The following is a 1,471-nucleotide window of genomic DNA, read 5'->3' as shown; positions in this document are numbered from 1 at the left end:
TTTATCTGCAATCCCTGATGCACCGGTAATAACAGAAATTTTAGATACTGTAGGTTCAGTACAAACCAATATTTTAGGCCGTGAAGGCAAAGTACATAACGATCCTGCGCCTTACGTGAAAGGAACAGGTGAGCCTGGTGATCAAGTTAACCTTTATAATTTTGGTAAGTTAGTGGGTTCAACGATTGTTAAAGCGGATGGTACATGGGAGCTTGTGGCTTTACATCCTTATGCGGGTAACAATGAATATACAGTGACCACTGTCGACATCACAGGAGATGAAAGTTTACCAAGTGACGTCATTAACTTAGTGTACGATCCGACGTTAAACACTCAATCTTTAGTGAATCCTAACGATAAGGATTCTTTACAATTGATAGATAACGTCAGAAATGACCAACCGAATGGTGAATTAAAAGAAGATCCAAATTACGCAGAGCCGATTGCTCGTGATGGTTTCACCAACGATAACAAGCCAGAGTTCAAAGGGACAGCACCTAAAGGTGTTAAACGCATCAACATCTATGAAGATGGTGAGCTTGTCGCGACAGTGAACGTTGAAAATGGCCGTTGGAGCTATACCTCAGAAACGCCATTAGCTGATGGTTCACATACTTATGAAGCGGCCGCTTTAAGTGATTTAGGTTATGAAGGGCCTAAAACGCCAGTTTGGGGATTTGTGGTTGATACCTCAGCACTGAATCCAGACTATCCACTGATTCTTGATTCAGTGATTGATGACGTTGAGCCTAATCCAGAAGGTGCGATTGGTGAGTACCTACTGAAGAGTGGTGACACCACCAATGATACACGCCCAACATTCAGTGGTCGTGGTGAGCCTGGTGCAGAAATCAAGATGTATATTAATGGTGAATTCAACGCATTGACACCGCCAGTATTTGTTGATGAAAATGGTCAATGGACATTTGTATTACCTGAAAACTTAGCACTGACTGATGGCACGTATCAAATTCAATTTACTGCGACAGACAGTGCGAATAATGAAACCCCATTCAGTCCTGATGCGAGCTTTGACTTAATCGTTGATACCGAGGTCAGCACTGATCCTGCCGATGAGCTCACGCTTGATAGCGTATTTGATAATGTGTTGCCTAATCCGGGCGGTGCAGAGGGCTTATTTGAGCTTAAATCAGGTGATACCACCAATGATAAGACGCCTATTTTCAACGGTCGAGGTGAGAAAGGCGTTGAAATCAAACTTTACATCAATGGCAATTTAGTAGAACTTGAGAATAAAGTGTTCGTGGATGCAGAGGGCAAATGGACATTTGAATTACCAGAAAGCCTAGCGCTTGCTGATGGTACGTACAATATCCAGTTTAAAGCGGCAGATAAAGCGGGTAACTTGACTGCATTTGTTCCTGCGGAAGGTTTTGAATTAACGGTTGATACCGAGGTCAGCACTGATCCTGCCGATGAGCTCACGCTTGATAGCGTATTTGATAATGTG

Annotated in this window: 1 protein-coding gene; it reads left to right on the top strand. The window is 43.0% G+C overall.

The features are described 5' to 3' along the window. Positions 1-1,471 (top strand): Ig-like domain-containing protein (locus ACFFIT_RS00225; protein ID WP_385875309.1); only part of this gene is annotated, 1,471 nt, incomplete at both ends.

Origin of the sequence: Thorsellia kenyensis, assembly GCF_042432445.1 — a bacterium.
Lineage (GTDB): Bacteria > Pseudomonadota > Gammaproteobacteria > Enterobacterales > Thorselliaceae > Thorsellia > Thorsellia kenyensis.
The sequence above is the reverse complement of the archived record's forward strand: the minus strand, read 5'-3'. Positions and strand labels throughout refer to the sequence as shown.